Here is a 22,408-nt window from a genome sequence, read left to right as displayed (position 1 = left end):
GAAGGGCACGTCGTTGTCACTTTCGGGGCCCGGAAGTGACAACGACGTGCCCCTCGGTGGAAGTTAGTGGCCCATCCCGAGGCCGCCGTCGACCGGGATGACGGCGCCGGACACATAGCCCGCGTCGTCGCCCGCTACCCAGGCCACCACGCGCGCGACCTCGTTCGGCGACGCGAAGCGGCCGGCCGGGATGTTGCGCTTGTACTCGGCCTGCTGCGCCTCCGGGAGGGCCGCGGTCATGTCGGTCTCGATGAAGCCGGGGGCGACCACGTTGGCGGTGATCCCGCGGGCGCCGAGCTCGCGGGTGATCGACCGCGCCATACCGACGAGGCCGGCCTTGCTGGCGGCGTAGTTGACCTGGCCCGCGGACCCGTACAGCCCCACGACGCTCGAGATGAGCACGACGCGGCCCCAGCGCGCCTTCAGCATGCCCTTGGAGGCGCGCTTCACGACGCGGAACGCGCCGCCCAGGTTGGTCTCCACGACCGAGTCGAACTCCTCGTCGCTCATCCGCATGAGCAGGGTGTCCTTGGTGATGCCGGCGTTCGCCACGACCACCTCGACCGGGCCGAGCTCGGCCTCCACCCGGGTGAAGGCGGCGTCGACGGAGGCCGCGTCGGTGACGTCGGCGCGCACCGTGAGCGCGCCGGCCGGGCCCTCGCCCGAGCGTGCCGTCACCGCCACCCTGTGCCCCTGAGCGAGGAACTCCTCGGCGATCGCGTAGCCGATCCCCCGGTTCCCTCCGGTGACGAGCACAGTGCGTGGCGTGGTCATGCAGACGATCCCTTCAATCGATTCGGTCCGTGGCGGACCGGTACCAGTTTATGGACGTACTCTGGAGTCAACGCACATGAAGCAGCCACGCCCGTCCATCACCAATCTCCCGCTCTCCCCGGACGAGGAGCGCAAGCGGCGGATGATCAAGTACTCCGTCGCCATGGGGGTCCGTATCGTCTGCCTCTTCGTCGCGATCTTCGTCGGCTGGCCGTGGGGTGCGATCCCGCTGATCGGCGCGGTGTTCCTGCCGTACATCGCGGTGGTGATCGCCAACGTCGGCGCGGAGCCGCATGAAGCGGAAGCACAGCGTCCGGGCAATATCCTGCCGATGGCCCCTCCGCCCGGAGGAGGCCGCCAGCAGTCGGGCGAGGAACCCGCTGACACGCACGGCGCGGATGCGCATGGTGCGAACACGCACGGCGCGAACGCACACGAGGAGGACGAGTGATCGGACTGGGCGAACCCGAGCCGCTCACCTGCTCCCGCGCCGGCTGTCGTGAGACCGCGTCCTGGCGGATCGAATGGCGCAACCCGCGCATCCACACCGCCGACCGGGTGAAGGTCTGGCTGGCGTGCGGCGAGCATGTGGACTACCTGCGCGAGTTCCTCGCGGCGCGGGACTTCCCGGTCGCCGTCGTGCCCGTCGAGAGGACGACCGCGTGACCGCCGAGCCATCGAAGCCCGAGCAGAAGTCGGTCGGGTGGGGCTTCGCGTTCTCCCGCCGCTGGTTCGGCTACCTCGCGTTCGCGATCGTCTTCGCCATCGCTTGCGGCTTCCTCTCCAACTGGCAGCTCGCGCGCAGCAAGGAGGCCGCGGCCGCCAACGCGCTCATCTCCGCCAACTTCTATTCGCACCCCGTTCCGCTCGACCAGGAGCTGCCGTCGCTCACGGCCTACTCCCCCGCGCAGGAGTGGACGCGCGTCACCGTGACCGGCACCTACGAGAAGGACAAGGAGATCCTGGCGCGCAACCGTCCGTTCAACGGCAGCCCGGGGTTCGAGGTGCTCACCCCGCTGCGCACCGCCGACGGCTCGCTGTTCATCGTGGACCGCGGCTGGGTGCCGACCGGCAACAACACCGACTCCCCCGACCATGTGCCCGCCGCTCCGTCCGGCACCGTGACCGTGATCGCGCGGCTGAAGGCCAGCGAGCCGGCCATCCAGGGCCGCACCAGCGTCGGGATGCAGGTCGGCACCATCCAGCTCTCGGTCGTCAAGCAGAAGCTCGACGGCGCCGACGTCTACACCGGCGCGTACGGGCTGCTCGCGTCGCAGAAGCCGAGCCCCGCGAGCGCGCCGACGCCGACGGTCACCGACCCGCCGACCCAGGACGAGGGACTGCACTGGTCGTACATGATCCAGTGGATCATCTTCGCCCTGATCGGCTTCTTCGGTCTGGGCTACGCCCTCCGCACCGAGTACCACAAGCGCAACGAGCACGACCCCGCCGAGCAGGCCCGCGCCGCCGAGCGCGCCCGCCGCCGGGCCCTCCGCCGCACCGACTCCGACGTCGAAGACGCCCTCCTCGACACCCACACCTGACCCGAAGCGAGACAAATCGCGGAAACCCGTGCGTGGATTTCCGCGATTAGTCACGTTTCGCTGGCGCTATGCCAGGGAGATCAGGTCGAGGTAGTCGCGGTTCCAGTGGTCCTCGACGCCGTCGGGGAGGATGAGGACGCGCTCGGGGTTCAGCGCCTCCACGGCGCCCTCGTCGTGGCTGACCAGCACGACGGCGCCCTCGTAGTGCGCGAGCGCGTCGAGGATCTCCTCGCGGCTGGCCGGGTCGAGGTTGTTGGTCGGCTCGTCCAGCAGCAGCACGTTCGCGCCTGAGACCACGATCATCGCCAGCGCGAGCCGGGTCTTCTCGCCGCCGGAGAGCACGCCGGCCGGCTTGTGCGCGTCGTCGCCTGTGAACAGGAACGAGCCGAGCACCTTGCGCGCCTCGGTCTCTGTCAGCGACGGCGAGGAGGACACCATGTTCTGCAGCACGGAGCGCTCGACGTCGATCGTCTCGTGCTCCTGCGCGTAGTAGCCGACGCGGAGGCCGTGGCCGGGCTCCACCTGTCCGGTGTCGGGCCGGTCGACGCCCGCGAGCATCCGCAGCAGCGTGGTCTTGCCCGCGCCGTTGAGGCCGAGCACGACCACCTTCGAGCCGCGGTCGATCGCGAGGTCCACGGCCGTGAAGATCTCCAGCGAGCCGTAGCTCTTCGACAGGTCGGAGGCCTGCAGCGGCGTCCGCCCGCACGCGGCGGGCGTCGGGAAGCGCAGCTTGGCTACGCGGTCGACCTGGCGCACCTCGTCGAGGCCGGCAAGCAGCTTCTCGGCGCGCGCGACCATCTGGTGCGCGGCCGCAGCCTTGGTCGCCTTGGCGCCAAACTTCGCTGCCTGGAGCTGGAGGACGGACGCCTTCTTCTCGGCGTTGACGCGCTCCTTCTTGCGGCGCTCCTCGTCGGCCGCGCGCTGGCGCTGGTAGTTCTTCCAACCCATGTTGTAGATGTCGATGGACTGGCGGTTGGCGTCGAGGTAGAACACGCGGTTGACGGTCTCGCCCACCAGCTCCACATCGTGCGAGATGACGATGAAGCCGCCGGAGTAGTTCTTGAGGAAGTCCCGCAGCCACACGACGGAGTCGGCGTCGAGGTGGTTGGTCGGCTCGTCCAGGATCAGCGTGCGCGCGTCCGAGAACAGGATGCGCGCCAGCTCGATGCGGCGGCGCTGACCGCCCGAGAGGGTCTTCAGCGGCTGGTCGAGGATGCGGTCGGGCAGGTTCAGGTTGGAGGCGATGGAGGCCGCCTCCGCCTCGGCGGCGTACCCGCCGTGCATGTGGAAGCTCTCCTCCAGCCGGCCGTACTTCTTCATGGCCGCCGCGGACACCGCGGCGTCGTCGCTGGCCATGTCGTGCGTGGCCTGCTGCATCCCGAGGACGATCGAGCCGAGGCCGCGGGCGTCGAGGATGCGCGTGCGCGCGAGGTCGTCGAGGTTGCCCGAGCGCGGGTCCTGCGGCAGGTAGCCGAGCTCGCCGGAGCGGTCGACCTTGCCGGCGGTCGGCAGCAGGTCGCCGGCGAGCACCTTGGTGAGGGTGGTCTTGCCGGCGCCGTTGCGGCCGACGAGCCCGATCTTGTCGCCGGCCGCGACGCGGAAGCTGACGTCGTCCATCAGCAGGCGCGCGCCGACGCGCAGCTCGAGTCCATGCACCGCAAGCACAGCAGTATTCCTAACGTTCGGTAAACAGCGATCCGTTCCGGAGTTATGTACGCGACACGCCGAGGCGCGGCGTACACAACTCCGGAACGGATGGAGGGGGTGGCGGCGCTAGATGGCGAAGCCGAGGGCTCGCATCATGTCGCGGCCGTCGTCGGTGATCCGCTCGGGACCCCACGGCGGCATCCACACCCAGTTGATGCGGAACGCCTCCACGATGCCGTCGAGGCTCTCGGCGGTCTGCTCCTCGAGCACATCGGTGAGCGGGCAGCCGGCGCTCGTGAGGGTCATGGAGATGATGAGGGCGTTGTTCTCCTCATCCCAGGCCAGGTCGTAGATGAGGCCCAGGTCGACGACATTGATCCCGAGCTCGGGGTCCATGACGTTCTTGAGCGCCTCTTCGACCTGGTCGAAGAGCGCGGGGCTCAGCGTGGCGGGCATGATCGGATTCTACGCTTCGGCCAGGTCGACGGCGTCGGCCTTGGCGGGCTCGGGGGCATCGACGAAGCGGTCGTAGCCCTCCTCCTCCAGGCGCTCGGCGAGCTCGGGCCCGCCCTCCTCGGCCACGCGGCCGGCGACGAAGACGTGCACGAAGTCCGGCTTGATGTAGCGGAGGATGCGCGTGTAGTGCGTGATCAGCATGATGCCGAGGCCGGTGTTGGCCTTGGCGCGGTTCACGCCCTCCGACACGACCTTGAGCGCGTCGACGTCGAGGCCGGAGTCGGTCTCGTCCAGCACCGCGAACTTCGGCTTGAGGAGTTCGAGCTGCAGGATCTCGTTGCGCTTCTTCTCGCCGCCCGAGAAGCCCTCGTTGACGTTGCGCTCGGCGAACGAGGAGTCCATGCGGAGCTGCCCCATCGTCTCGCGGACGTCCTTCACCCAGGTGCGGATGGCGGGCGCCTGGCCGTCGATCGCGGTCTTGGCGGTGCGGAGGAAGTTGGTGTTGGTCACACCGGGGATCTCCACCGGGTACTGCATCGCGAGGAACAGACCGGCGCGGGCACGGGCGTCGACGGTCATCGCGAGGACGTCCTCGCCGTCGAGCGTGATGGTGCCGCTGGTGACCGTGTACTTCGGGTGGCCGGCGATCGTGTAGGCCAGGGTGGACTTGCCCGAGCCGTTGGGGCCCATGATGGCGTGGATCTCACCCTCGCGGATGGTCAGGTCGACACCGTTGAGGATGGGCTTGGTGCCCTGGTCCGTCTCGACGGTGACGTGCAGGTCGCGGATCTCGAGGACTGACATGTGCTTACTGAATCTCTTTCGTGACGGTCGGGTCGATGTAGACGTCTCCGTCGATGACCTCGACCTGGAAGACGGGGACCGGCTCGTAGGCCGGGAGGTTGAGCGGCTTGCCGGTGATGAGCGAGAACTGGGAGCCGTGCGCCCAGCACTCCAGCGTCTCGCCCTCGATGAAGCCTTCGGCGAGGGAGATCTCGCCGTGCGTGCAGGTATCGCCGATGGCGTGGATGTCGCCGTTCGAGTCCTTGACGACCGCGATCGGGACGCCGTCGACCACCACGCGGGTGGCCTGGTTCTCGACCAGCTCGGCCGCCGAGGCGACGCGGGAGCCCGCCATCAGCTCGCCGCCGTGACGGAGACCGTGAGCTCGGCCTCGATGGCCGTCTGCAGGTGCTCCTGCAGCGCGGGCGAGCCGATCTGCTGGACGATCTCGAAGAGGAACCCGCGCACGACCAGGCGGCGCGCCTCCTCCTCGGTGATGCCGCGCGACTGCAGGTAGAAGAGCTGCTCGTCGTCGAAGCGTCCCGTGGCGCTGGCGTGCCCGGCGCCGACGATGTCGCCGGTCTCGATCTCGAGGTTGGGCACCGAGTCGGCGCGGGCGCCGTCGGTGAGCACGAGGTTGCGGTTCTGCTCGTAGGTGTCGGTGCCGACCGCCTTCGGGCCGATCAGCACGTCGCCGATCCACACCGTGCGCGCGCCCTCGCCCTGCAGCGCGCCCTTGTAGGTCACGCGGCTGCGGGTCTCCGGGCCGTCGTGGTGCACGAAGACCTGCTGCTCGAGGTGCTGCGAGGCGTCGGCGAAGTAGGCGCCGAGCAGCGTCGCCTCCGAGCGGGCACCCGTGAGGTGCGCCGACGGGTTGAGCCGGACGACGCCGCCGCCGAGCGTGACGGCGACGTGCTTGATGCGCGCGCCCTCGGCCAGCTCGGCGAAGTGCGCCGCGACGTGCAGCGCGTCGTCGTCCCACTCCTGCACCGAGACGACCGTGAGGTTCGCGTCGGCGCCGAGCAGGAACTCGACGTTCTCGGTCAGGTGCGCAGCCCCGCTGTTCTGCAGGATGAGCGTGGCGTGGGCGCCGGGGGCGACCTCCACCACGGTGTGCGCGGCGCGGGCGGCCCCGCCGAGGGCGGCGCGCGTGAGCGTGGCCTCCTTGGCTTCGTCGCCCGAGATCGACACGAGCAGCGCCTGCTCGAAGTTCGTCCAGGCGTTCGCCGAGGCGCGGTCCTCCGGGATGCCGGCGGCGCCCACACGGGCGTCGTCGCGGGCGATCCACTCGGCCGTGACGCCGGGCGCGGGCGTCAGGTCGAACACGTACGGCGAGCCGTCCAGCTCACCGGAGATGAGCTCGGCGAGGCGGGCGACCGGGGTGTGCTTCCACATGACCTCGCGGCCGGTGACGTCCGGGAAGTCGGCGACGTGCGTGGAGGTGAACCGCTCGGAGCGGGTCTGGACCGGCACGGGCGCGCGCAGATGCCGCGGCGCCGGCGCTGGGGTGTCCTGGGTCTGCGTCGGGGTACTGGGGGTCGTCATATCAGCCGACAGAGCCTTCCATGCCCATCTCGATGAGCTTGTTGAGTTCGAGTGCGTATTCCATCGGGAGCTCGCGAGCGATCGGCTCGATGAAGCCGCGGACGATCATCGCCATGGCCTCGTCCTCCGGGAGCCCTCGGGACATCAGGTAGAAGAGCTGCTCCTCGCTGACGCGGGAGACCGTCGCCTCGTGGCCGAGCTGCACGTCGTCGACGCGGATGTCGATCGACGGGTAGGTGTCGGAGCGCGAGATGGTGTCGACCAGCAGCGCGTCGCAGCGCACGGTGTTGGCCGCGTGGTGCGCGTTGGCGTCCACCCGCACCTCGCCGCGGTAACCGGCACGGCCTCCGCCGCGGGCGATCGACTTGGAGACGATCGAGGACTGCGTGTACGGAGCCATGTGGATCATCTTCGCGCCGGCGTCCTGGTGCTGGCCCGGGCCCGCGAAGGCCACGGAGAGCGTCTCGCCCTTGGCGTGCTCGCCCATCAGGTAGATCGACGGGTACTTCATCGTCACCTTGGAGCCGATGTTGCCGTCGATCCACTCCATCGTCGCGCCCTCGGCGGCCGTCGCACGCTTGGTGACGAGGTTGTAGACGTTGTTCGACCAGTTCTGGATCGTCGTGTAGCGGACGCGGGCGTTCTTCTTGACGATGATCTCGACCACGGCGGAGTGCAGCGAGTCGGACTTGTAGATCGGGGCCGTGCAGCCCTCGATGTAGTGCACGTAGCTGTCCTCGTCGGCGATGATCAGCGTGCGCTCGAACTGGCCCATGTTCTCGGTGTTGATCCGGAAGTAGGCCTGCAGCGGGATCTCGACGTGGACGCCCTTGGGCACGTACACGAACGAGCCGCCGGACCAGACCGCCGTGTTGAGCGCGGCGAACTTGTTGTCGCCGGCCGGGATGACGGTGCCGAAGTACTCCTGGAAGATCTCCGGGTGCTCGCGCAGCGCCGTGTCGGTGTCGAGGAAGATGACGCCTTGCTGCTCCAGGTCCTCGCGGATCTGGTGGTAGACGACCTCGGACTCGTACTGCGCGGCGACGCCGGCGACGAGGCGCTGGCGCTCGGCCTCGGGGATGCCGAGCTTCTCGTAGGTGTTGCGGATGTCCTCCGGCAGGTCCTCCCAGCTCTGGGCCTGCTTCTCCGTGGAGCGGACGAAGTACTTGATGTTGTCGAAGTCGATCTCGGAGAGATCGGCGCCCCAGGTGGGCATCGGCTTGCGCTCGAAGAGCTGGAGGGCCTTGAGGCGGCGCTGCAGCATCCACTCCGGCTCGTTCTTGAGAGCGGAGATGTCCTTGACCACCTCCGGTCCGAGCCCGCGACGTGCGGAGGCGCCCGCCGCGTCGGAGTCCGCCCAGCCGAACTCGTACTGCCCGAGGCTCGCGAGTTCCGGTCGGTCGATCAGGATGTCTGACATATCTACCTCTGCTTCTTTCCACTCTCAACCGGATATCAGTCCGGCTCATTCCCCTCGCGGCGCGCGTCTGCCTTGCGCCGGGAGCGTCCTGATTGTGCGGGTGGCTGTACTGCGACCTGCGCAGCACGTACCTAAACTGATCGAGGACTGGGGCGGCAGTGCCCCGGCCGCAGGCGAGGAAACGCTTGCGGGCACGCGCACTTTCACGCGCGTTTCTCGAACCCACCAATTCTACAGGTGCGAAGCGGTAATAGTAGAGGCGCGCCTGCACGTTGGCCGAGTATCGAACAGATCTGAGGAACCCAGGAACTATGAAGCGCATCATCGCGTGGCTGCCCGACCGTGTCGATCGGCGCACCCGGGTCGTCGCCTGGCTGTACCTCGCGGCTCAGATCCTGCTGGTCACGACCGGCGGCGCGGTTCGGCTCACGGGGAGCGGGCTCGGCTGCCCGACCTGGCCCAAGTGCACCGCAGACTCGATCGTGAACACGCCGGAGATGGGCATCCACGGCGTGATCGAGTTCGGCAACCGGATGCTCGGCGGCGTGCTCGCGATCCTCGCGATCCTCGCGTTCCTGATGGTGGTCAAGCTCCTCCGCACGCGGCGCGACCTGTTCTGGCTCGCCTTCGCGGCGGGTCTCGGCGTCCCGTTCCAGGCCGTCCTGGGCGGGATCACGGTCCTCATCAAGCTCACCTGGTGGGTGGTCGGCCTGCACTTCATCACCTCCATCGTGCTGGTCGCGCTGACGACGGTGTTCCTCGTCCGGGTGTACGCCGTGCCCGGCCCGCGCGTGCGCGCCGTCCCCGGCTGGTACGCGGTCACCGCCTACGTCACGAGCGTGGTCGTGGGCATCACGATCGTCCTCGGGATCGTCACGACCGGCACCGGCCCGCACGCGGGCGACCCGAACACCCCGCGCACCGGCCTGAACCCGGAGATCATCGAGCACGTCCACTCCATCCCGGCGTACGCGACCTTCGCGCTGACGCTGGTGTTGGTGATCGGCGCGTGGCGGATCACCGCGACGCCGGTGCACCGCCTGACGCTCCTCCTGCTCGGCGTGGAGCTCGTGCAGATCGCCGTGGGGGTCATCCAGTCCAACACCGGCCTGCCCGGGGTCCTCGTCGGCATCCACATGACCCTGGCCGCCACGCTCGCCGCGGTGATGACCGCGGTCGTCATGTCGCTCACGGCCGCCCGGCGGCCCGAGCCGGTCGCGACCGGCTCAGCGGCGGACGTCGTCGCGGCGTAGCACGCCGGTCAGCGCCTCGCGCTGCTCGCCGCGGAAGTCGATCGTGCGCGGCTGGGCGCCGGCGAAGTCGAAGCCGACCGCGTCGGCGAGTCTCCTGCTGGCCTCGTTGCCCGGCAGGTACTCCCAGCGCAGCCGGTCGAGGGCGAAGCCGTCCGGCGACAGCGCGTAGTCGCAGACGGCCGTCAGCGCCTCGGTCATCACTCCCCTGCGCCGCGCGGACGGGGTCAGCCAGCAGCCGAGGGACGCCGATCCCGGCGCCTCGTCCCTGCGCACCTCCACGGCGCCGACGAGCGGGGCGTTCGCGCCCTCCCGGATCGCCCACACCGTGAAGCGGCCGCTGGCCAGCCCGTGCGGGCAGTAGGAGCGCACGAAGAACTCGGCGTTCTCGAGCGTGTACGGCTCCGGCAGCGGCACCCAGCGCAGCAGCTCCGGGTCGCTGCAGGCCTCCAGGACGGCGGGGATGTCGCTCTCCCGCGGCGCGTCCAGAACGAGCCGCGCCGTCCTCAGCGCCTGCACGCTCACGACGCTAGCAGCGCCGCCCGCATTCGTCACGAATGTCGCGAAACCCGCGCTCAATCACCACATTCGGCACGAATCGCCGCGCGCACATTCGTCACGAATGTCGCGAAAGCGGCGCGCATTCGCGAGATTCGGCACGAATCGCGCGCGTCAGAACCAGAGGAGCGGGTCGATCGCGACGGCGAGGAAGATGAGCGTCAGGTAGGCGATGGAGCCGTGGAACACGCGCATCGGCGAGACGTGCTCGTGGCGGATGGCGAGGTTGTAGAGCCGGTGCGACTCGTAGAGGAACCAGCAGCCCGCGCCCAGCGAGACGACGGTGTAGAGCAGCCCCATGTGCGCGACCGGGATGAGCAGCAGCGAGCAGGCGACCATCGCCCACGCGTACAGGACGACCTGCAGGCCCACGACCGTGCGGCCGCGGACGACGGCGAGCATCGGCACGCCGGCCTCCTTGTAGTCCTCGCGGTACTTCATCGACAGCGGCCAGTAGTGCGGCGGCGTCCAGAGGAAGATGATGCCGAACAGGATGACCGGCGGCCAGGCGAGCGAGCCGGTGACCGCGGCCCAGCCGATCAGTACCGGCATGCAGCCGGCCACGCCGCCCCAGACGATGTTCTGGGCGGTGCGGCGCTTGAGGATGAGCGTGTAGAAGACGACGTAGAGCAGGATGGCGCCGACCGACAGCGCCGCAGCCAACCAGTTCGTGAAGAAGCCGAGCACCAGCACCGAGGCGATGCCGAGCGCCCACGCGAACACGAGTGCCTCCCGGTCGCTCAGTTCGCCGGTGACCAGCGGACGACGCTTGGTGCGGCGCATCACGCGGTCGATGTCGCGGTCGATGTAGCAGTTGAACGCGCCCGCGGAGCCGGCCGACATGTAGCCGCCGACCACCGTGGCGAGCACGAGCCAGAGGTTCGGGATGCCGTGCGCGGCGAGGATCATCGTGGGGACGGTCGTGACCAGCAGCAGCTCGACGACGCGCGGCTTGGTGAGGGCGAGATACGCCTTGGCCTTGCGTGCGACACCGATGCGGGCCGCCGGTGCGACACGGCTCTCTACAGCGACGTCCATTGCTCCTCGTACTACTGGGATCGTGCGGCCGCGGGACGCCGGTCTCACGAGGTGTCCCGGCGACTGTGCGGATTGTTACAGACCGCGACCAGTCTACGACACCGGTGCAGTTCCGCAGTCTTCCGCGCCAGGCCGCCGCGTGGTAGCGCACGGACCTCCAGGAACACCGCAGGTTTCGTGCGTGTTACCTATACTTGGAGGTGCTCGCCAGCCGGGACCCCTATCCCTCGAAGCCCGTTTGTAGGACTGTGACGGAAGAAGTGACCGGCGCCGATGACGTCCACGGCGCGCACTACCTCAACCGGTGCGGGTTTCACGACGACCCTCACCACCTCTAGGAAGGGTCAGTTTTCAACGTGGCAGCTCTGCAGTGGGAACCCATTGACAACAAGGCAGTAGACACGGTGCGCGTCCTCGCGGCCGACGCAGTGGAGAAGGTGGGCAACGGGCATCCCGGCACCGCGATGAGCCTCGCCCCCGCCGCGTATCTGCTGTTCCAGAAGGTCATGCGCCGCGACCCCCACGACGAGCACTGGCTCGGCCGCGACCGTTTCATCCTGTCTGCAGGCCACAGCTCGCTCACCCAGTACATCCAGCTCTACCTCGCCGGCGACGGCCTCGAGCTCGACGACCTCAAGGCGCTCCGCACCTGGGGCTCGCTCACCCCCGGCCACCCCGAGTACCGCCACACCAAGGGCGTCGAGATCACCACCGGCCCGCTCGGCCAGGGCATCTCCTCCTCGGTCGGCTTCGCCTACGCGCAGCGCTTCGAGCGCGGCCTGTTCGACCCGGAGGCCGAGCAGGGCACGAGCCCGTTCGACCACCACGTCTACGTCATCGCGAGCGACGGCGACCTGGAGGAGGGCATCAGCTCGGAGGCGTCCAGCCTCGCCGGCCACCAGCAGCTCGGCAACCTGATCGCCATCTACGACGCCAACCAGATCTCGATCGAGGACGACACCAACATCGCCTTCACCGAGGACGTCAAGGCGCGCTACGAGGCGTACCACTGGCACGTCCAGGTGGTCGACTGGAAGAAGACCGGCGTCTACGAGGAGGACGTGCAGGAGCTGCACCAGGCCATCGTGAACGCGCAGCAGGTCACCGACAAGCCGTCGCTGATCGTGCTCAAGACGATCATCGGCTGGCCGGCCCCCAAGAAGCAGAACACCGGCAAGATCCACGGCTCCGCCCTGGGCGCCGACGAGCTGCGCGCCGTCAAGGAGGTGCTCGGCTTCGACCCCGATCAGACCTTCGAGGTCGCCGAGGACGTCATCGAGCACACCCGGACGGCGATCGACCGGGGCGCGGAGGAGCACGCCGAGTGGCAGAAGGGCTTCGACGCCTGGGCCGCCGCCAATCCGGAGCGCAAGGAGCTCCTCGACCGCCTGCTCTCCGGCGACGTGCCCGCGGGCTTCGAGGAGGCCCTCCCGGTCTTCGAGGCCGGCAAGGACGTCTCGACCCGCGCCGCGAGCGGCAAGGTCATCAACGCCATCGCCGGTGTCATGCCCGAGCTGTGGGGCGGCTCGGCCGACCTCGCCGAGTCGAACAACACCACCATCGAGGGCGCCGCGTCGTTCGTCCCCACCGTGCACTCGACGCACGAGTGGACCGGCAACCCGTACGGCCGCGTGCTGCACTTCGGCATCCGCGAGCACGCGATGGCCGCGATCCTCAACGGCATCGTGCTGCACGGCCCCACCCGCGCATTCGGCGGCACGTTCCTGATCTTCAGCGACTACCAGCGCCCGGCGATCCGCCTGGCCGCGCTGATGCAGGTGCCGTCGATCTTCGTCTGGACGCACGACTCCGTCGCCCTCGGCGAGGACGGCCCGACGCACCAGCCGATCGAGCAGCTCTCGACGCTCCGCGCCATCCCGCACCTCGACGTCGTCCGCCCCGGTGACGCCAACGAGGTCGCCTACGCGTGGAAGACCATCCTGGAGCGTCGCGGCGGCCCGGCCGGCATCGCGCTGACCCGCCAGAACATCCCGGTGTTCGAGCGCGGCGACGGCGAGGCCACCGGCGACACGCTCGCCTCCGCGGCCAACGTCGCCAAGGGCGCGTACATCCTCGCCGAGGCCCCGGGCGGCACGCCCGACGTGCTGTTCATCGCCACCGGCTCCGAGGTCCAGATCGCGCTCGAGGCCCGCGAGGTGCTCCGCGGCGAGGGCATCAACGCCCGCGTCGTCTCGGCCCCCTGCCTGGAGTGGTTCCACGAGCAGGACGCCGCCTACCAGGAGAAGGTGCTGCCGACGGACCTCAAGGCCCGCGTCTCCATCGAGGCCGGCCTGGCGCTCGCCTGGGACAAGATCGTCGGCGACCACGGCCGCAGCGTCTCGATCGAGCACTTCGGGGCCTCGGCCGACTACAAGACGCTGTTCCGCGAGTTCGGCATGACCACCGAGCACGCCGTCGCCGCAGCCAAGGAATCGCTCGCGTCGCTCTGAGCGCGGGCACGGAAGAAGAGAAGAAGAAACCACGATGACCGACACCACTTCCACCACCTCCTCCCCCACGGCCGAGCTCTCCGCCGCCGGCGTCAGCATCTGGCTGGACGACCTGTCCCGTGAGCGCATCGCCACGGGCGGCCTCCAGGCGCTGATCGCCGAGCGCAACGTCGTCGGGGTGACCACCAACCCGACGATCTTCGCCGCCGCCCTCTCCAAGGGCGAGGCGTACAACGCCCAGGTGAAGGAGCTCGCCGCCGCCGGCACGAGCGTCGAGGACGCGATCTTCGAGATCACGACCGACGACGTGGCCGACGCCAGCGACATCTTCCACGACGTCTACGAGGCCAGCAACGGCGTCGACGGCCGCGTCTCCATCGAGGTGGAGCCCGGCCTCGCGCACGACGCGCACGGCACCATCGAGCAGGCCAAGAAGCTCGCCGCCAAGGTCGACAAGCCCAACGTCCTGATCAAGATCCCGGCGACGGTCGAGGGCCTGGAGGCCATCACCGAGACCATCGCGGCCGGCATCAGCGTCAACGTCACGCTGATCTTCAGCCTCGAGCGCTACCGCCAGGTGATCGACGCCTATCTGACCGGCCTCGAGAAGGCCAAGGCCGCGGGCATCGACCTCTCCGGCATCCAGTCGGTCGCGTCGTTCTTCGTGTCCCGCGTGGACACCGAGGTCGACAAGCGCCTGACCGCGATCGGCACCGACGAGGCGTACGCGCTCAAGAGCAAGGCCGGCATCGCCAACGCCCGCCTCGCCTACGAGCTGTACGAGCAGGAGTTCGCCACCGACCGCGCCAAGGCCCTCGTGGCCGCGGGCGCGAACGAGCAGCGCCCGCTCTGGGCCTCCACCGGCGTGAAGGACCCGAGCCTGCCCGACACCCTCTACGTCACCGAGCTGGTCGCGCCGAACACGGTCAACACCATGCCGGAGAAGACGCTGGAGGCGACCTTCGACCACGGCACGATCGCCGGCGACACGGTCACGGGCAACTACGCCGACGCGAAGGGCGTCCTCGACGCGCTGGCCGGCCTCGGCATCTCCTACGACGACGTGACCGCCACGCTCGAGCGCGAGGGCGTCGACAAGTTCAACGTCTCGTGGGGCGAGCTCGTCGAGACCGTCACGAACGCTCTGGAGGCCGCCAAGTGACCTTCCGCATCCATGTCACCGGCGCGGCGGCCCGGGCCGTCGCGTCGGTCGTGCCGCAGCTCGTCGCCGACCGGGTCGGCTCCGGCATCACCGCGCAGGACCCGGCCCTCTGGGGCCCGGCCGCGGAGCCGGAGGCCGAGAAGCGCCTCGGCTGGACCGAGGCCGTCGCGATCTCGCGCCCGCTGGTCGCCGAGATCGTCGCGCTGCGCGAGCAGCTGCACGCCAAGGGCGTCAACCACATCGTCCTCGGCGGCATGGGCGGCTCCTCGCTCGCGCCGGAGGTCATCACCCGCACCGCGGAGGCCGAGCTCACCGTCCTCGACTCGACCGACCCCGGTCAGGTGCTGTCGGCGCTACGCGACCGCCTCCCGGCGACCGCCGTCGTCATCTCCTCCAAGTCGGGCTCGACCCTGGAGACCGACAGCCAGAAGCGCGTCTACGAGAAGTGGTTCCGCGACGCCGGGATCGACCCGACCGAGCGCATCGTCGTCGTCACCGACCCGGGCTCGCCGCTCGACCAGTCGGCGCGCGAGGCGGGCTACCGCGTCTTCAACGCCGACCCCAACGTGGGCGGCCGCTACTCGGCGCTCACCGCGTTCGGGCTGGTCCCGTCCGGTCTCGCCGGCGTGGACATCTCCGAGCTGCTGGACGAGGCGGAAGCGACGCTCATCGAGCTCGCCGTCGACAACAAGGCGAACCCGGGCCTCGTGCTCGGCGCAGCCATCGCCGGCTCCAACCCGCTCAAGGACAAGCTGGGAATCGTCGCGGACGGCACCCACATCGTCGGGTTCGCCGACTGGGCCGAGCAGCTCATCGCGGAGTCCACCGGCAAGGAGGGCACCGGCCTGCTCCCCGTCGTGCTCGACACGCTCGCCCCCGAGCTCACGTCGAAGCCGGCGGACCTGCAGGTCGTGCGGCTCGTCGCCAACGCGGAGGCCCGGCACCTGTTCCCCTCCGACCGGCACGAGGGCGAGATCCTCGTCTCCGGCAGCCTGGGCGCCCAGCTCATCGTCTGGGAGTACGCCACCGCGGTCGCCGGTCGCCTGCTCGGGATCAACCCGTTCGACCAGCCCGACGTGGAGGCCGCCAAGGTCGCCGCGCGCGCGCTGCTCGAGAACCGCCCGGAGACCGCAGCGCCCGCGTTCACCGCGGGCGGCGTCGAGGTGCGCACCACCGGGTCGTTCCTCGGCGACGCGTCGACGCTCGACGGCGCCGTGGACGCCCTCCTCGCGCAGCTCGGACCGGACGGCTACGTCTCGGTGCAGGCCTACGTCGACCGCCTGGCGCTGCCGCAGCTCGCGGGCATCCGCGACCTGCTCGCCGCCAAGGCCGGCCGCCCCGTCACCTTCGGCTGGGGTCCGCGCTTCCTGCACTCGACCGGTCAGTTCCATAAGGGCGGCCCTGCCGTCGGCGTGTTCCTGCAGCTCACCGCGGCAGCGCCGGAGGACCTGGCGATCCCTGACCGTCCGTTCACGTTCGGCCAGCTCATCCAGGCCCAGGCCGCCGGCGACGCGAGCGTGCTCGGCGAGCACGGCCGCCCGGTGCTGACCCTGACCCTTTCGAACCCCGAGGCCGACGTCGTCTCGCTGTTCGAGGCCGTCAACTAGAGGAGCCAGATGTCACCGGTGGAGATCACCCCGGAGTTCAATCCCCTGCGGTTGGCCTCCGACCGTCGCCTCAACCGCATCGCGGGGCCGAGCAGCCTCATCATCTTCGGCGTGACGGGTGACCTGTCGCGCAAGAAGCTGATGCCGGCCGTCTACGACCTGGCGAACCGCGGCCTTCTGCCGCCCGGCTTCTCGCTCGTCGGGTTCGCCCGCCGCGACTGGGAGGACCAGGACTTCGAGAAGGTCGTCTACGACGCGGTCAAGCAGTACGCGCGCACCCCGTTCGACGACGACGTCTGGAAGCAGCTCGCCCAGGGCATCCGGTTCGTCTCGGGCGAGTTCGACGACGCCGAGGCGTTCACACGGCTCAAGGAGACCGTCGAGAAGCTGGACGTCGAGCGCGGCACGATGGGCAACCACGCGTTCTACCTGTCCATCCCGCCGAAGGCGTTCCCGCTCGTCACCGAGCAGCTCAAGAAGTCGGGGCTGGCCGACCAGTCGGGCACCGGCTGGCGCCGCGTCGTCATCGAGAAGCCGTTCGGCAGCGACCTGAAGACGGCGCGCGAGCTCAACCACGTCGTGGAGTCGGTGTTCCCGCCCGACTCGGTCTTCCGCATCGACCACTACCTCGGCAAGGAGACGGTCCAGAACATCCTGGCGCTGCGCTTCGCGAACGAGCTGTACGAGCCGATCTGGAACGCCAACTACGTCGACCATGTGCAGATCACGATGGCCGAGGACATCGGCGTGGGCGGCCGGGCCGGCTACTACGACGGCATCGGCGCGGCGCGCGACGTCATCCAGAACCACCTGCTGCAGCTCCTCGCCCTCACGGCGATGGAGGAACCCATCTCGTTCGACGCCGCGGACCTGCGCGCTGAGAAGGAGAAGGTGCTCGCGGCCGTGCGGCTGCCCGCGGACCTGGCGAAGTCGACCGCACGCGGTCAGTACGGCAGCGGCTGGCAGGGCGGCGAGAAGGTCGTCGGCTTCCTGGAGGAGGACGGGATGAACCCCGACTCCACCACGGAGACCTACGCGGCGATCAAGCTCGACATCGGCACCCGCCGCTGGGCCGGCGTCCCGTTCTACCTGCGCGCGGGCAAGCGCCTGGGCCGCCGGGTCACCGAGATCGCGGTCGTGTTCAAGCGTGCGCCGCAGCAGCTCTTCGCGGAGTCGCAGACCAGCGCGCTCGGCCAGAACGCGCTCGTCATCCGCGTGCAGCCCGACGAGGGCGTCACCATCCGCTTCGGCTCGAAGGTCCCCGGCGCCGGCATGCAGGTGCGCGACGTGAGCATGGACTTCGGCTACGGCCACGCCTTCACCGAGGCGAGCCCCGAGGCCTACGAGCGGCTCATCCTCGACGTCCTGCTGGGCGACCCGCCGCTGTTCCCGCGGCACGAGGAGGTCGAGCTGTCCTGGAAGATCCTCGACCCGATCGAGGAGTTCTGGGCCACGCAGGGCCAGCCCGAGCAGTACCGCCCCGGAACCTGGGGCCCGACTTCCGCCGACGAGCTCCTCGCCCGCGACGGCCGCGTCTGGAGGCGTCCATGATCGTCGATCTGCCCGACACCACGACGAGCAACATCTCGAAGGCGCTCGTCAAGATCCGCGAGGAGGGCGGCGCCGTCGCCCTCGGCCGCGTGCTGACGCTCATCATCGCGACCCACCTCGGCCAGGAGGAGGAGGCCATCGAGGCCGCCAACGACGCCTCCCGCGAGCACCCGATGCGTGTCATCGTGGTCTCGACCGAGGAGGAGCGCAGTCCCAGCAGCGGTCAACACAGTGGTAGCGGACGTCTCGACGCCCAGATCCGCGTCGGCGGCGACGCGGGCGCCAGCGAGGTCATCGTGCTCCGCGCCTACGGCGAGACCGCGAGCGACCAGGAGGGCCTGGTCACCGGCCTCCTGCTCCCCGACGCCCCCGTCGTCGTCTGGTGGCCGGGGATCGCGCCCGCGAAGGCGTCGACCTCCCCGCTCGGCCGCATCGCCACGATCCGCATCACGGACGCGTCGGCCCAGCCGAACCCGCAGGAGGCGCTGTTCCACCTGGCCGAGACGTACGCCCCCGGCGACACGGACTTCGCCTGGACCCGGCTCACCCTGTGGCGCGCGCAGCTCGCCGCCGTGCTCGACCAGCCGCCGTACGAGCCGATCACCGCGGTGGATGTGGCCGGCGCGGCCGACTCGCCCTCCACGCTCCTGCTCGCCGCCTGGCTGCGCCTGCAGCTCCAGGTGCCGGTGAAGTACGACCTCGCCTCGCGCGCGATCGGCTCCGGCGGCATCCACGGCGTGCGGATGGAGCGCGCGACCGGCACCATCGAGCTCGAGCGCGAGGTGCCGAACATCGCGCGGCTGTCCCAGCCCGGCCAGCCCACCCACGACCTGTCGCTGCCGCGGCGCAGCCTCCGCGACTGTCTCGCCGAGGAACTGCGTAGGCTGGACCCGGATGACCTGTACGGTGAGGTCATCACGAAGGGTCTCGGGATGCTCGAGACCTCCGACGAAGGAGCGGGCGCGACAGCATGACGAACGAACGGCGGGTGCTCGTCCACCCCGACAAGGAAGCACTCGCCGCGTCGGTGGCCGCGCGTTTCCTCACCAAGACGATCGACATCCTCGACGACCTGGGCGCGGCGAACATCGCGCTGACGGGCGGCACGATGGGCATCGCCGTGCTGGAGGCCGTCAACGGCTCCCCCGCGCGCGACACCATCGACTGGTCGAAGGTGCACTTCTGGTGGGGCGACGAGCGCTTCGTCGAGAAGTCGAGCGAGGAGCGCAACGAGCGCCAGGCGCGCGAGGCGCTGCTCGACCACCTGCCTGTGCCGCCGGAGAACATCCACCCGTTCCCGGCGTCGGACGAGATCCCGGACATCGAGGAGGCCGCACGCGTGTACGCGGCCGAGCTGGAGGCGTTCGCCCCGGAGGGCGCCGCCTTCCCGAAGTTCGACATCACCTTCCTCGGCGTCGGGCCGGACGGCCACATCGCGTCGCTGTTCCCCGACCGCGCCGGCATCCGCGAGACGGAGGCCACCGTGATCGCGGAGCGCGAGTCCCCGAAGCCGCCGCCGCAGCGGCTCAGCCTCACCCGGCCGGTGCTCAACGCCTCCGACCGGGTCTGGCTGGTGCTGTCGGGCAGCGACAAGGCGAGCGCCCTCGGCCTGGCGCTGGCGGGCGCGAGCTACACGGAGGTGCCGGTCGCCGGCGCCAAGGGCCGCAAGCGCACCGTGTTCTTCGTGGACAAGGACGCCTCGGTCAACGTGCCGGAGAACCTCATCGCCCCGAGCTACTGAGCATCGAGGGGACGCGACACGCCGTTCCGCCGCTCGTGCGGCGGCGTGTTGCGTCCCCTCGATCGTGGCAACGAAAGAAGCCCCGCCGGTCTCGGACCGGCGGGGCTTCCTCGTTGGTGCTAGTTGCTGGTGGGCTTGCCGCGGCGGGCGCGGAGCTGGTTGAGGGCGTCTTCGAGCAGCTGCTCCGCCTCCTCCTCCGAACGGCGCTCCTTCACGTAGGCCAGGTGCGTCTTGTAGGGCTCCGCCTTCGCGACCGACGGCGGGTTCTCCTTGTCGCGGCCGGCCGGGAGGCCGGTCGACGGCGAGTCGATCACATCGGGGATCTCCTCGTCGGGCAGGTTCGCCGCGAAATAGCGGACGGTCTCGTTGCCGAGGGCGTCCCAGTACGAGACGGCCACGCGCTCGGCGTGGAACCCCCGGTCCTGCTCCCCCATCGGGCCCGCGCCGACGCGCGAACCGCGGATTGCGCTTCCTCCGGATGCCATGCTTCTCCTCTGGTGAAGGCGCGCCGGTCAGGCGCTGAACTTGGTGATGAGCCCGAGGACGACGATGCAGGTGATCCAGATGAGCCCGAGAATGACGGTGATCCTGTTGAGGTTGCGCTCCGCGACGCCCGACGCGCCGAGGTTGGACGTGACGCCGCCGCCGAACATGTCGGAGAGGCCGCCACCGCGTCCCTTGTGCAACAGGATGAGGAGGGTCAGCAGGAGGCTGGTGATCCCCAGCAGGACCTGGAGGATGACCGTGAGAATCTGCACGCTTGACCTTTCGATGCGACCGGGCTCGCGCCCGACAAAACCAACAGCCAGTATAACCGCCGAAGGGCGCGACGGCTCACCGGCGTTCCGGGGAGCCGCCGCGCGTCGTCAGAGTCCGACGTGCTTCTGGTAGCGGATGATCGCGGAGAACTCGGCCACGTCGAGGCTCGCGCCGCCGACGAGCGCGCCGTCCACGTTCGGCTCGCGCATGAAGCCGGCGATGTTGCCCGACTTCACCGAGCCGCCGTAGAGGATGCGCGTCTTGGCCGCGACCTCCTCGCCGAGCTTCTCGACGATGACCGCGCGCAGCGCGGCGGCCACCTGCTCGGCCTGCTCCGGCGTCGCCGCCTGCCCGGACCCGATGGCCCAGACCGGCTCGTACGCGACCACGAAGTCGGCGGCCGAGTCGACGGACGCCAGGGCGGCGCGGAGCTGGGCGACCGGCACGGCGCTCGCGCCGTGCGTCTCCAGGTCCTCCGCCGTCTCGCCGACGCAGATGATCGGCGCGATGTTGTTCTTGACGGCCTGCGCGACCTTCGCCGCGACCTGCTCGTCGGTCTCGTTGTGCAGCGTGCGCCGCTCCGAGTGGCCGATGATCACGTAGCGCGACTCCAGGGCGGCGAGGAACGACGCCGCGACCTCGCCGGTGTATGCACCCGAGTCGTGCTCGGAGACATCCTGGCCGCCGAACGCGATCGGCAGCTTGTCGGCCGAGATCAGCGTCTGCACGCTGCGCAGGTCGGTGAACGGCGGGAACACCGCGACCTCGACGGCCGAGTAGTCGTGCCCGGCGTCCTTGAGGGTCCACGCCAGCTTCTGGACGACCGCGATCGCCTGCAGGTGGTCGAGGTTCATCTTCCAGTTGCCCGCGATCAGCGGGACCCGCCGCACGGACTCGTTCACTGCTGCCATCCCAGGACCTCCAGACCCGGCAGGTGCTTGCCCTCGAGGAACTCGAGGCTCGCACCGCCACCGGTAGAAATGTGACCGAACTGATCGTCGGCGAAACCGAGCGCGCGCACGGCGGCAGCGGAGTCTCCCCCACCGACCACGCTGAGGCCGTCGACCTCGGTGAGCGCCTGCGCGATCGCCTTGGTGCCCGCCGCGAACGGAGCCAGCTCGAAGACGCCCATCGGGCCGTTCCAGAACACCGTGTGAGCGCCGCGGATGTACTCCGAGAACAGCTCGCCGGTCTCCGGGCCGATGTCGAGGCCGAGCCCGGAGGCGCCCCAGTCGGTGTCCTCGATGCCGTCGATCGGGCGCACGACGTGCTCCGCGTCCGCGCCGAACTTCGAGGCGACGACCACGTCGCGCGGCAGCACGATCTGCACGCCGAGCTCCTCGGCCTTCGCCAGGTAGCCCTTCACGGTGTCGAGCTGGTCGGCCTCCAGCAGGCTGGAGCCCACCTTGTGGCCGAGCGCCGCGAGGAAGGTGAAGAGCATGCCGCCGCCGATGAGCAGCGAGTCCACGCGCGGCAGCAGGTGGCCGATCACGCCGAGCTTGTCGGAGACCTTCGAGCCGCCGAGCACGACCGCGTACGGCCGCTCGGGGTTCTCGGTGAGCCGGTCGAGCACGTCCAGCTCGGCCGCGATGAGCGTGCCCGCAGCGCTCGGAAGCGCCTTCGCGAGCTCGTACACGCTGGCCTGCTTGCGGTGGACCACGCCGAAGCCGTCCGACACGAAGGCGTCGCCGAACGCGGCGAGCTTGGCGGCGAACGCCTGGCGCTCCGCCTCGTCCTTGGCGGTCTCCCCCGGGTTGAACCGGAGGTTCTCCAGCAGGGCGACGTCGCCGTCCTGCAGGCCGGCGACGGCGGACTCGGCGCCGGCGCCGACGGTGTCCTGCGCGAAGGTCACCGGCTTGCCGAGCAGCTCGGAGAGCCGCTGGGCGACCGGCGCCAGGCTGTACTTCGAGTCGGGAGCGCCCTCCGGGCGGCCCAGGTGGGAGATCACGACCACCTTGGCGCCCTGATTGATCAGGGCGTCCAGCGTGGGAATCGACGCTCGCACGCGACCGTCGTCCGTGATCTTCCCGTCCTGGAGGGGGACGTTCAGATCACAGCGGACGACGACGCGTTTTCCTGCGAGCGAACCGAGTGAGTCGAGAGTGCGGAGCGTCACGTCGGTT

Annotated in this window: 23 protein-coding genes; 10 read left to right on the top strand and 13 right to left on the bottom strand. The window is 69.7% G+C overall.

Annotated features, from left to right (window positions below; translation table 11 throughout):
* Positions 1 to 63 precede the first annotated feature (63 nt).
* Complete coding sequence (fabG, locus tag ACFRFH_RS10340) at positions 64 to 774, bottom strand: 3-oxoacyl-ACP reductase FabG (protein WP_382462925.1); 711 nt, start codon at positions 772 to 774, stop codon at positions 64 to 66.
* Between the two features lie 76 nt (positions 775 to 850).
* Here fabG and ACFRFH_RS10335 point away from each other — a divergent pair, with 76 nt between their 5' ends.
* Genes ACFRFH_RS10335 through ACFRFH_RS10325 form a run of 3 tightly spaced genes read left to right on the top strand, consistent with a single transcriptional unit; the run spans position 851 to position 2,318 of the window.
* On the top strand, positions 851 to 1,225 hold the full coding sequence (locus ACFRFH_RS10335) for a DUF3099 domain-containing protein (RefSeq protein WP_382462924.1): 375 nt from the start codon (positions 851 to 853) through the stop codon (positions 1,223 to 1,225).
* Positions 1,222 to 1,440 carry a hypothetical protein gene (locus ACFRFH_RS10330; protein ID WP_382462923.1) on the top strand — a complete coding sequence of 73 codons (219 nt, stop codon included), beginning with the start codon at positions 1,222 to 1,224 and terminating at the stop codon, positions 1,438 to 1,440. Before ACFRFH_RS10335 ends, ACFRFH_RS10330 begins: the two co-directional genes overlap by 4 nt.
* Entirely contained in the window at positions 1,437 to 2,318 is an 882-nt protein-coding gene (locus tag ACFRFH_RS10325; RefSeq protein WP_382462922.1) for an SURF1 family protein, read from the top strand. The genes ACFRFH_RS10330 and ACFRFH_RS10325 overlap by 4 nt, the downstream gene beginning before the upstream one ends.
* A gap of 66 nt (positions 2,319 to 2,384) precedes the next feature.
* Here the strand turns inward: ACFRFH_RS10325 and ACFRFH_RS10320 are convergent, their stop codons facing one another.
* The 6 genes from ACFRFH_RS10320 to sufB all read right to left on the bottom strand — a co-directional run bounded on the left by ACFRFH_RS10320 (position 2,385) and on the right by sufB (position 8,169).
* The gene (locus ACFRFH_RS10320) at positions 2,385 to 3,983 is read right to left on the bottom strand and encodes an ABC-F family ATP-binding cassette domain-containing protein (RefSeq protein WP_382462921.1); all 1,599 of its coding nucleotides are present in this window, start codon (positions 3,981 to 3,983) and stop codon (positions 2,385 to 2,387) included.
* 108 nt (positions 3,984 to 4,091) lie between these two features.
* Complete coding sequence (locus ACFRFH_RS10315; RefSeq protein ID WP_179605846.1) at positions 4,092 to 4,421, bottom strand: metal-sulfur cluster assembly factor; 330 nt, start codon at positions 4,419 to 4,421, stop codon at positions 4,092 to 4,094.
* 9 nt (positions 4,422 to 4,430) lie between these two features.
* Positions 4,431 to 5,225, bottom strand: coding sequence for a Fe-S cluster assembly ATPase SufC (sufC, locus tag ACFRFH_RS10310; RefSeq protein ID WP_382462920.1), 795 nt, complete (start codon positions 5,223 to 5,225; stop codon positions 4,431 to 4,433).
* Positions 5,226 to 5,229: 4 nt separating this feature from the next.
* Positions 5,230 to 5,559: a non-heme iron oxygenase ferredoxin subunit gene (locus ACFRFH_RS10305; protein WP_382462919.1), complete on the bottom strand. Its 330-nt coding sequence runs from the start codon at positions 5,557 to 5,559 to the stop codon at positions 5,230 to 5,232.
* Positions 5,559 to 6,749 (bottom strand): Fe-S cluster assembly protein SufD, encoded by a 1,191-nt coding sequence (gene sufD, locus ACFRFH_RS10300; protein ID WP_382462918.1) that lies wholly within the window; start codon positions 6,747 to 6,749, stop codon positions 5,559 to 5,561. The genes ACFRFH_RS10305 and sufD overlap by 1 nt, the downstream gene beginning before the upstream one ends.
* A 1-nt stretch (position 6,750) precedes the next feature.
* The gene (sufB, locus tag ACFRFH_RS10295; RefSeq protein WP_382460514.1) at positions 6,751 to 8,169 is read right to left on the bottom strand and encodes a Fe-S cluster assembly protein SufB; all 1,419 of its coding nucleotides are present in this window, start codon (positions 8,167 to 8,169) and stop codon (positions 6,751 to 6,753) included.
* 311 nt (positions 8,170 to 8,480) lie between these two features.
* Between sufB and ACFRFH_RS10290 the strand changes: the two genes are divergently transcribed.
* A complete protein-coding gene (locus tag ACFRFH_RS10290; protein WP_382462917.1) occupies positions 8,481 to 9,422 on the top strand; it encodes a heme A synthase in 942 nt (313 codons plus the stop codon).
* Here ACFRFH_RS10290 and ACFRFH_RS10285 read toward each other — a convergent pair.
* Together ACFRFH_RS10285 and ACFRFH_RS10280 are read right to left on the bottom strand one after the other, a co-directional pair.
* Positions 9,396 to 9,938 (bottom strand): GNAT family N-acetyltransferase, encoded by a 543-nt coding sequence (locus ACFRFH_RS10285; RefSeq protein ID WP_382462916.1) that lies wholly within the window; start codon positions 9,936 to 9,938, stop codon positions 9,396 to 9,398. The two genes, ACFRFH_RS10290 and ACFRFH_RS10285, sit on opposite strands and share 27 nt — an antisense overlap.
* A gap of 153 nt (positions 9,939 to 10,091) precedes the next feature.
* Positions 10,092 to 11,015: a heme o synthase gene (locus tag ACFRFH_RS10280; protein WP_382462915.1), complete on the bottom strand. Its 924-nt coding sequence runs from the start codon at positions 11,013 to 11,015 to the stop codon at positions 10,092 to 10,094.
* A gap of 356 nt (positions 11,016 to 11,371) precedes the next feature.
* On the opposite strand from ACFRFH_RS10280, the gene tkt reads away from it, so the two are divergent.
* The 6 genes from tkt to pgl are packed head-to-tail and all read left to right on the top strand — an operon-like array spanning position 11,372 to position 19,526.
* The gene (gene tkt / locus ACFRFH_RS10275) at positions 11,372 to 13,465 is read left to right on the top strand and encodes a transketolase (RefSeq protein ID WP_382462914.1); all 2,094 of its coding nucleotides are present in this window, start codon (positions 11,372 to 11,374) and stop codon (positions 13,463 to 13,465) included.
* Positions 13,466 to 13,499: 34 nt separating this feature from the next.
* On the top strand, positions 13,500 to 14,627 hold the full coding sequence (tal, locus tag ACFRFH_RS10270; protein ID WP_382462913.1) for a transaldolase: 1,128 nt from the start codon (positions 13,500 to 13,502) through the stop codon (positions 14,625 to 14,627).
* On the top strand, positions 14,624 to 16,234 hold the full coding sequence (locus ACFRFH_RS10265) for a glucose-6-phosphate isomerase (RefSeq protein WP_382462912.1): 1,611 nt from the start codon (positions 14,624 to 14,626) through the stop codon (positions 16,232 to 16,234). Before tal ends, ACFRFH_RS10265 begins: the two co-directional genes overlap by 4 nt.
* A 9-nt stretch (positions 16,235 to 16,243) precedes the next feature.
* Positions 16,244 to 17,785 carry a glucose-6-phosphate dehydrogenase gene (zwf, locus tag ACFRFH_RS10260; protein WP_382462911.1) on the top strand — a complete coding sequence of 514 codons (1,542 nt, stop codon included), beginning with the start codon at positions 16,244 to 16,246 and terminating at the stop codon, positions 17,783 to 17,785.
* Complete coding sequence (locus ACFRFH_RS10255; protein WP_382462910.1) at positions 17,782 to 18,759, top strand: glucose-6-phosphate dehydrogenase assembly protein OpcA; 978 nt, start codon at positions 17,782 to 17,784, stop codon at positions 18,757 to 18,759. The genes zwf and ACFRFH_RS10255 overlap by 4 nt, the downstream gene beginning before the upstream one ends.
* Positions 18,756 to 19,526, top strand: a complete 771-nt coding sequence (gene pgl / locus ACFRFH_RS10250) for a 6-phosphogluconolactonase (RefSeq protein ID WP_382462909.1) — start codon at positions 18,756 to 18,758, stop codon at positions 19,524 to 19,526. The genes ACFRFH_RS10255 and pgl overlap by 4 nt, the downstream gene beginning before the upstream one ends.
* A 119-nt stretch (positions 19,527 to 19,645) precedes the next feature.
* On the opposite strand, the gene ACFRFH_RS10245 is transcribed toward pgl, so the two are convergent.
* The 4 genes from ACFRFH_RS10245 to ACFRFH_RS10230 all read right to left on the bottom strand — a co-directional run bounded on the left by ACFRFH_RS10245 (position 19,646) and on the right by ACFRFH_RS10230 (position 22,401).
* Complete coding sequence (locus ACFRFH_RS10245) at positions 19,646 to 20,011, bottom strand: RNA polymerase-binding protein RbpA (protein WP_382462908.1); 366 nt, start codon at positions 20,009 to 20,011, stop codon at positions 19,646 to 19,648.
* A gap of 27 nt (positions 20,012 to 20,038) precedes the next feature.
* Entirely contained in the window at positions 20,039 to 20,284 is a 246-nt protein-coding gene (secG, locus tag ACFRFH_RS10240) for a preprotein translocase subunit SecG (protein ID WP_179605831.1), read from the bottom strand.
* 108 nt (positions 20,285 to 20,392) lie between these two features.
* Positions 20,393 to 21,196 (bottom strand): triose-phosphate isomerase, encoded by an 804-nt coding sequence (gene tpiA / locus ACFRFH_RS10235; RefSeq protein ID WP_382462907.1) that lies wholly within the window; start codon positions 21,194 to 21,196, stop codon positions 20,393 to 20,395.
* The gene (locus ACFRFH_RS10230) at positions 21,184 to 22,401 is read right to left on the bottom strand and encodes a phosphoglycerate kinase (RefSeq protein ID WP_382462906.1); all 1,218 of its coding nucleotides are present in this window, start codon (positions 22,399 to 22,401) and stop codon (positions 21,184 to 21,186) included. Before ACFRFH_RS10230 ends, tpiA begins: the two co-directional genes overlap by 13 nt.
* Positions 22,402 to 22,408: the final 7 nt, after the last annotated feature.

This window comes from Leifsonia sp. NPDC056824 (genome assembly GCF_042789575.1).
GTDB lineage: Bacteria > Actinomycetota > Actinomycetes > Actinomycetales > Microbacteriaceae > Leifsonia.
Note: the sequence above shows the minus strand (reverse complement) of the source record. Positions and strands in the feature narration are given on the sequence as shown.

Excerpts from the sequence above, each read along its gene's own strand:
- fabG (WP_382462925.1), bottom strand. The coding sequence starts at position 774 with ATGACCACGCCACGCACTGTGCTCGTCACCGGAGGGAACCGGGGGATC.
- ACFRFH_RS10335 (WP_382462924.1), top strand. The coding sequence starts at position 851 with ATGAAGCAGCCACGCCCGTCCATCACCAATCTCCCGCTCTCCCCGGAC.
- ACFRFH_RS10315 (WP_179605846.1), bottom strand. The coding sequence starts at position 4,421 with ATGCCCGCCACGCTGAGCCCCGCGCTCTTCGACCAGGTCGAAGAGGCG.
- sufC (WP_382462920.1), bottom strand. The coding sequence starts at position 5,225 with ATGTCAGTCCTCGAGATCCGCGACCTGCACGTCACCGTCGAGACGGAC.
- ACFRFH_RS10305 (WP_382462919.1), bottom strand. The coding sequence starts at position 5,559 with ATGGCGGGCTCCCGCGTCGCCTCGGCGGCCGAGCTGGTCGAGAACCAG.
- sufD (WP_382462918.1), bottom strand. The coding sequence starts at position 6,749 with ATGACGACCCCCAGTACCCCGACGCAGACCCAGGACACCCCAGCGCCG.
- sufB (WP_382460514.1), bottom strand. The coding sequence starts at position 8,169 with ATGTCAGACATCCTGATCGACCGACCGGAACTCGCGAGCCTCGGGCAG.
- ACFRFH_RS10290 (WP_382462917.1), top strand. The coding sequence starts at position 8,481 with ATGAAGCGCATCATCGCGTGGCTGCCCGACCGTGTCGATCGGCGCACC.
- ACFRFH_RS10280 (WP_382462915.1), bottom strand. The coding sequence starts at position 11,015 with ATGGACGTCGCTGTAGAGAGCCGTGTCGCACCGGCGGCCCGCATCGGT.
- tal (WP_382462913.1), top strand. The coding sequence starts at position 13,500 with ATGACCGACACCACTTCCACCACCTCCTCCCCCACGGCCGAGCTCTCC.
- zwf (WP_382462911.1), top strand. The coding sequence starts at position 16,244 with ATGTCACCGGTGGAGATCACCCCGGAGTTCAATCCCCTGCGGTTGGCC.
- ACFRFH_RS10255 (WP_382462910.1), top strand. The coding sequence starts at position 17,782 with ATGATCGTCGATCTGCCCGACACCACGACGAGCAACATCTCGAAGGCG.
- pgl (WP_382462909.1), top strand. The coding sequence starts at position 18,756 with ATGACGAACGAACGGCGGGTGCTCGTCCACCCCGACAAGGAAGCACTC.
- ACFRFH_RS10245 (WP_382462908.1), bottom strand. The coding sequence starts at position 20,011 with ATGGCATCCGGAGGAAGCGCAATCCGCGGTTCGCGCGTCGGCGCGGGC.
- tpiA (WP_382462907.1), bottom strand. The coding sequence starts at position 21,196 with ATGGCAGCAGTGAACGAGTCCGTGCGGCGGGTCCCGCTGATCGCGGGC.